Here is a 6,900-nt window from a genome sequence, read left to right as displayed (position 1 = left end):
CCGCCCACGGTGTCATCCCAGCAGGCGACCCAGGCTACTGCTGTTGCGCCGCCGCAGGCGCCCGCAGAGCTACCCGATCGCGGTTGGCGACGCCTCCTGCGGCTGATCACCTTCGGGCTGATCACCCTGGGCCCGTCGCCGGCCCAGCGGCAGGAGGCTCAGTTCGAAGCGGCCATCCGGACCCGCCTGTACGGCAACCACAAGGTCGGCGTCCTGGGCAAGGGGGGCGTGGGGAAGACGTCGGTGGCCGGGAGCGTGGGCTCGCTGTTCGCCGCGCTCCGCAGGCAAGACCACGTGGTCGCGATCGACGCCGACACCGCGTTCGGCCGGCTCAGCAGCCGGATCGACCCGGCGTCGACGGGCTCGTTCTGGGAGCTCACCGCGGACAAGAACCTGCGGTCGTTCGACGACGTGGTGGCGCGGTTGGGCCGCAACGTCGCGGGTCTTCACGTCCTCGCCGGTGAACCGGCGTCGGGCCCGCGCCGGGTGCTCGACCCGGCGATCTACCGGGAAGCCGCGCTGCGACTGGACCGCCATTTCACGATCTCGGTCATCGACTGCGGTTCGACCATGGACGCGCCGCTCACCCAGGAGGTCCTGCGCGACCTGGACGCGCTGATGGTGGTGTCCTCCCCCTGGGCCGACGGCGCATCCGCCGCCGCGCGGACCATGGAGTGGCTGGCGGACCAGGGCCTGGTCGAACTGTTGCGTCACACCATCGTGGTGCTCAACGATTCCGACGGCCACGCCGACAAACGCACCCGGGCCCTGCTCGCCCGCGAGTTCACCGATCATGGCCGGCCGGTGATCGAAGTGCCCTTCGACCCCCACCTGCGGCCCGGCGGCGTGATCGACGTGGGCGACGAGATGGCCCCGGCCACCCGACGCAAATTTCTCGAGATCACCGCGACCATCGCGGGGTACTTCGCGTCGCGTCCGCACGGCGGAGACCACGCGGGCGAGCAGAACTAAGCCCGCGCCGACGGGTCGGCGATCGCCTCGATCTTGCACACCCGGGACCCGCGGATCGTCAGCACGATGACGGCGAACAGGCGGCGCCCGCTGAAGGCCAGCAACACCGGTCCGCCGACCGGACCGCTGACCAGGGTCACGTCCGGCCACAGGTAGCGCAACAGGTTGGTGGCCACCGCATCCGGCCCGCGGTTGATCTGCTGTGGCGGCGCCGGGTCGGCGAGGATGGTGCCCACGCCCCACACCGTCGGATCCAGCACGGCGGCCAACGCTTCGAGGTCACCGTTGGCGCATGCGGTCATGAACTTCTCGGTGACCAATTGATGCTCAGCGGATGCGACATCGGTCAGCTTCGGTTGTGCCGCCTGGAATTTCGCACGTGCCCTGCGAGCCAGTTGGCGGCAGGTGCCGACCGGGCGGCCCACGGTCTGCGAGATCGAGTCGAATGGGACGCCGAACACGTCGTGCAGCACGAAGGCGACCCGTTCACCGGGGCTGAGCCTGCGCAGGACCTCGAGCAACGCGGTGCGGATCTCGTCGTCGAGGGTGACCCGGTCGGCCGGGTCGAAGCGGCCCGGCGCCGGTTGATCGGCAACCTCGCCGGGCCGTTCGTATCGGGCGCGGGCCGAACGCACCTGGTCCAGGCAGAGCCGGCTCGCGACCACGGTCAGCCAGCCCCGGGCATCCTCGATCTCGCTCACGTCGGCGCGCGACAACCGCAGAAAGGCCTCTTGCGCAACGTCTTCCGCATCCCCGATGTCTCCCAGCATCTGATAGGCAAGGTTTACCAGGTAGGGGTGGTGCCGACGCCAGGCCTCGCCGACCTGGTCGCCGGCCGACTGCGACTGGTTCATGACTCTTCGACGATCGGCTGGGGCGAAAAGTTACAAGTTCTCCCGTGTAACTTTCCCACCTTCTGCCCCGTCGTTTCAGCAGTGCAGGAAGTTCACGGAAGGAAACCTGTCATGACCATCGTCGTCACCGGAGCGACCGGCAACGTCGGACGCCCACTCGTCACCGAACTGCTGGCCGCGGGGGCCCGCGTGCGGGCGGTCACCCGACAGCCGGGGCCGGCCGGATTTCCCTCGGGGGTGGAGGTGTTCGGTTCGGCCGCCGAGGCGCTACCGGGTGCCTCCGCGGTCTTCCTGAATTCGCGGGCGCTGGGCGGGCAACTGGAAGACGTGGTGGCCCGGTGCGGGCGCGCCGGTGTCACCAAGCTGGTGGCGCTGTCGGCGATCAACGCCGACGACGACCTCGCCCGGCAGCCGTCCCGGTTCCGGGGGGACCGCAACCGGGAGGCCGAACGCCTCGCGGCCGACTCGGGGCTGGACTGGGTCAGCCTGCGGCCCACAATGTTTGCCTCGAACTTCGCCGGCATGTGGTCCGCCCAGATCCGCGCCGGCGACGTGGTCGCCGGACCCTACGCCGCGGCATCGTCGGCGCCGATCGTCGAGACCGACATCTCCGCGGTGGCGGCACGCGCTCTGCTCACCGATGAGCTTGTCGGACAACGCATCCCGCTGACCGGCCCGCAGGCCTTCACCAACGCGGAGCTGGTCGAGGTCATCGGCGCCGTTCTGGGCCGGCCGCTGCAGTACCGCGAGATCCCCGCGGATGCCGTGCGGCAACGGTTCGTCGGCCTGGGGTTCAATCCCGGATTCGCCGACGCCTACCTCGCCATGCAGTCCGAGGCGCTCGACAAGGCCGCCCTGGTCACCCATGACGTGGAGAAGATCCTCGACCGGCCTCCAGTCCCGTTCGCGCACTGGGTTTTCCAGCACCGAGCCATGTTCAGCAACCAGAATGAAGGAGTCGCCAGATGACCGGTCCACGTCCCCCGCGCTACCTCAAACCGATGAACAAGTTCATGATGGCGGTCCAACGGCTCGGCATCCCGACCGGCCCCGCGATGGTGCTCACCGTGCCCGGCCGCAAGTCGGGTCAACCACGGCGGACCCCGATGACGCCGTTCAACTTTCGGGGTGGCCTGTACGTCGTGGCCGGCTATCCCGGCGCCGACTGGGCGGCGAATGCCCGGGCGGCCGGCATGGGCACCCTGAGCCGCGGCCGACGGTCACGCCCCGTGCGGATCGTCGAACTCTCCGCCAGCGAGGCACGACCGGTGCTGCGGGCGTTCCCAACCGAGGTCCCGGTTGGGGTGGCGTTCGCGAAACGCTCGGGGATGGTGCGGGACGGCACTCCCGACGAGTTCGAAGCGCTGGCGGGGCGGCTGCCCGTTTTCCGATTCGAGCCGGCATAACCGCGTCACCAGACGATGGCCGCCATGTCGCGATTGTCCGAACACACGCTGCGCACCGCGGCCTGGATGTCGGCCGAGGTGATGATCTGCAGGTCCACGACCGTCACCGGTTGACCCGCCCGCTTTTGCGCCACCACCCGGGTGTCGCGAAAACCCTCGGCACGCTCGACGACGTTGCGGGCGAACCTACCGTTCTGCATGGCGTCGATGCCGTGGCGGCCGCCCGGGGTGGTGTAGTTGCGGATGGTCGTCGCCGCGTCCAGAAACGTTTCGCGGGCGCCATCGTCAAGCAGGCTGGCGCGCGGCGTGGCGTAGCGGTGCGCGATCTCGACGATCTCCGCCGGCGAATAGGACTCGAAACGCAGCTTGCGGTTGAACCGGCCCGCCAAGCCCGGGTTCACGGTGAGGAAAGCGTCCACTTGATCTTCGTAGCCCGCCCCGATGAAGCAGAAGTCGAATCGGTGCGCCTCCAGCGCCACTAGGAGCTGATTGACAGCCTCCATGCCGATCATGTCGGGCGTGCCGTCCTGATGGCGCTCGATCAGCGAGTAGAACTCGTCCATGAAAATGATTCGCCCCAGCGACTTTTCGATGAGCTCGTTGGTTTTCGGCCCGGATTCGCCGATGAAGTGGCCGCAGAAATCCGAACGGCGCACCTCCCGGATCTCGGGGTGGCGCACGATACCCATGCCGGCGTAGATTTTGCCCAGCGCTTCGGCGGTGGTCGTCTTACCGGTGCCGGGCGGGCCGACCAGCAGCATGTGGTTGGTCTGACCCTCCACCGGCAGGCCATGCTCGAGCCGCATCATCCGCACTTCGAGTTGATCTTCCAGCGCCGCGACCGCTTGTTTGACTGCGGCCAGTCCCACCTGCTTGGCCAGCAGCTTGCGTCCCTCGGCCAACAGCTCGGCGCGCACGTCGGCGGCGGCGTCGTCGTCGAGCTCGTCGCGGCTCTTGGCCGACGAGGCGTCCCATCGGTCGGTGCGGCTGGCGATGGTCTGTTCGTCGGTGACGACCAGGTGCAGGTTCGGGTCGGCCAGTGCCTCTTTGGCCGCCTCGGTCAGGACGCCGTTGATGGTGGCCTTGGACAGCCAGATCTGGGCCTTGTCCTCCTCGCGCAGCTGGCGGTGCACCATCCCGCGCACATAGGCCAAATCGGCGACCAGCAACGGAATATCGGCCGGGCCGATCGACGCCGTCAGCACATCGGCGTCGAAGCGCGACGACGACTGGGTGTGCCCGATCACGTCGACGCGGTCGAGCCAGTCCAGCGCGACCCGGCCCTGTCCGAGGTGTGCGGCGGCGTGGGCGGCCAATGCACAGATCGACGCGGTCACCGCCGACATGACGATGGCCTGCGCCGGCAACTCGTCGGCGGCCGCCAGCAACACGTCCGGCCAGCGTTGCGTCCGGTACATCAAGAACGTGCGGGCCAGTTGGTGCCACTGGTAGTTAGTCCAGGAATCGAGCAGGTCACGGTTGGCCAGCAGCCTGTCGGCCTCGGCGTACTCCCCCGCGATCGTCAACGCGGACGACAGTGCCAGCCCGACCTGTGACGCGTCGGTGACCGTGATGCCGATGTAGGGACCCAGCTGGATCTCCGCGGCGAGCGTCTGTCCGATGCGCGTGGTCTCGCGGTGCAGCCATTCGCTGGTGGCGTAGAGCCGCCGCAACGACGCCAGGTCGCTGTCACCGCACGCGATGCGGCCCAACCACGCATCGGCCATCGACGGGTCGGCGTCGGTGGCGGCAACGAACTCCGGCAGCGCCGCCGCCCGGCCCTGTCGGCTCTTGATCGCCATGGCACGATCGAAATGCCTTCGCGCAGTTTGCAAATCACCCATCATGTCCCCCCATCCCGGGCACCGCGGTTAGGGTCGCCGGGGTCGCGGACAGCCGACTTCAACCGAATCGAGCTGTCGCCGCATCCGCTGCGTGCGCTCATCACACCGTGCCTCAAAATTCGCGTTGCTGATTTGCTACGTGCCGACCGAGATGCCTACCGGCTCGAGACTGACGTAGCGGTTCTCGGCGCGGAACATGTCCATCTCGACAAGCCAATCCTCTCCTGCTGCACTGACGTTGACCACCGCCGGCCCGATCTGCTCGATGATCACCTCGAAGCCGTTCCGATGCCCCTCGGAGAGTTCGGTTCCCGCCGGGGCGATGGTGATCACAGTCGCCGGGCGCGGAGTGGGTGAGATCGCCGCCTCGATGCCGCCCTCGGGCGCGCCCCCGCCGCTCCCGCGTCGCGGGGCGTATTCGACGACGCTGACGCTCGTTCGCGGTGCCGGGCGCGGGCTGCTCACCACGCTGATCTCCGGCATGCGCACGCTGACCCAACGCGACATGTCGCGGGTGTGCACGCACACCCGCTCGCCGGCACCGGCGGTCCGGATCACGATCCGCTTGGCGATCGGGTCGTCGGCGGCGACGAACACCCGCGACAGCTCGCCGGCGTCGGTGACCGGCATCAGCAGCCGGTCACCGTTGCTGAGTTTGCCGATCAGCACGCCCGACGGTCCGATCTCGGTGACCAGCTCCGCCGGCAGCGGGCTGCGCCGCAAGCCACGCAGATGCGGACGGGGGCCGCACATGTTCGCGGCCGCCGCGGCGGCCTGCTCGCCGTTGAGCCGGCGCAGGATGACGCTGGGCGGTGTCGGCGCGGGAGTGGGTGTGCGCACGGTGATGGTGGCGGTGCACCTGGCGTCCGGGAAAACCGTCACGTTCTGGATGACCTCGTCGGCGCGCAGCGTCCATGCCTGCGAAAGGTTGCGTGATGTGATCGCCTCGGCCGGATAAGCATAGGTCGTCATCCAACCCGCTTCTCCGCGTATGGCTTTCCATCGCTGCGCGGTTCCGCACACGGCGTCCCACCCCAGCCGGCGGTCAAGCTCCACGAGGTCGGTTGCGGTGGCCACCTTGGCGCGCATCCCTTGGCAGCGCAGCAATCCGGCGATGCGTTGTGCGACCGAAATGGCCGCGGCGCCAACGGTCGTGCGCCAAAACAGGGCCCGGGCGTTGTCGATCACCGCCAGCCGCATGACGAGCCACGTCTCACGCCGGCCCGCGTAGGGCGGGGTTCCGATCTCGGAGTCATAAACCCGCGGAAAGTCCCCGATGGTGCCGTGCCGGGAGCCGATGGTGACCACGCTGATCGAGTCGAGCTGCAGGCCAAGCGCCTGGTGCAGCATCGGCACCAATTCGACGATGTCCAACACGTTTTCGGTCTCGACGGTCACCGAGCCGGTCACCCGGGTGGCCCGGTGGCCCCTGCCCAGCAACTGCACCGCGACCACCGCGACGCCGTCTTGCACGCGCACGCCGCCACCGGACCGGTTGTTGGCCACGGTGGTCGGGGCCGCCCAGTCGAGCGGACGCCGGCCGCACCGCCACAACACGGCCCACGACCACGCCGGCTGACCCCACCAGCGCGCGAACACCAGCGCGGCCCCCACCGCCACGGCGACGACGGCGCCGATGTAGCCGCCCACCAACCAGCCGGCGACGGCAAGCATGAACACCGCCCACACGCCGGCCACCCGGCGATTGCTCGCGCGGCTGAACCCGGTCAGGTCGGGCCTCATCGCGCCCTCCGCAACCGCGCTGCGATCGCGAACACGAGCACGCCGGCAGCCACCGTCCCCAGGAACCCGATGGCGATGTTG

At 68.9% G+C, this 6,900-nt stretch carries 6 protein-coding genes; 3 read left to right on the top strand and 3 right to left on the bottom strand.

Annotation, left to right across the window (positions count from 1 at the left end; genetic code table 11):
- Window positions 1-9 precede the first annotated feature (9 nt).
- Window positions 10-972 (top strand): MinD/ParA family ATP-binding protein, encoded by a 963-nt coding sequence (locus BST14_RS27135; RefSeq protein WP_083067380.1) that lies wholly within the window; start codon window positions 10-12, stop codon window positions 970-972.
- Here BST14_RS27135 and sigI read toward each other — a convergent pair.
- Window positions 969-1,826: an RNA polymerase sigma factor SigI gene (sigI, locus tag BST14_RS27130; RefSeq protein ID WP_083067379.1), complete on the bottom strand. Its 858-nt coding sequence runs from the start codon at window positions 1,824-1,826 to the stop codon at window positions 969-971. The two genes, BST14_RS27135 and sigI, sit on opposite strands and share 4 nt — an antisense overlap.
- 111 nt (window positions 1,827-1,937) lie before the next feature.
- Here sigI and BST14_RS27125 point away from each other — a divergent pair, with 111 nt between their 5' ends.
- Together BST14_RS27125 and BST14_RS27120 are read left to right on the top strand one after the other, a co-directional pair.
- Window positions 1,938-2,795, top strand: a complete 858-nt coding sequence (locus tag BST14_RS27125) for an NAD(P)H-binding protein (protein ID WP_083067378.1) — start codon at window positions 1,938-1,940, stop codon at window positions 2,793-2,795.
- A complete protein-coding gene (locus tag BST14_RS27120; protein ID WP_083067377.1) occupies window positions 2,792-3,232 on the top strand; it encodes a nitroreductase family deazaflavin-dependent oxidoreductase in 441 nt (146 codons plus the stop codon). Before BST14_RS27125 ends, BST14_RS27120 begins: the two co-directional genes overlap by 4 nt.
- Window positions 3,233-3,237: 5 nt before the next feature.
- Here BST14_RS27120 and eccA2 read toward each other — a convergent pair whose 3' ends face one another.
- Complete coding sequence (eccA2, locus tag BST14_RS27115; RefSeq protein ID WP_083067376.1) at window positions 3,238-5,079, bottom strand: type VII secretion system ESX-2 AAA family ATPase EccA2; 1,842 nt, start codon at window positions 5,077-5,079, stop codon at window positions 3,238-3,240.
- 132 nt (window positions 5,080-5,211) lie between these two features.
- On the bottom strand, window positions 5,212-6,819 hold the full coding sequence (eccE, locus tag BST14_RS27110) for a type VII secretion protein EccE (RefSeq protein WP_083067375.1): 1,608 nt from the start codon (window positions 6,817-6,819) through the stop codon (window positions 5,212-5,214).
- Window positions 6,820-6,900: the final 81 nt, after the last annotated feature.

Origin of the sequence: Mycobacterium arosiense ATCC BAA-1401 = DSM 45069, from assembly GCF_002086125.1 — a bacterium.
GTDB lineage: Bacteria > Actinomycetota > Actinomycetes > Mycobacteriales > Mycobacteriaceae > Mycobacterium > Mycobacterium arosiense.
This window is presented reverse-complemented; position numbering and strand designations above follow the sequence as displayed.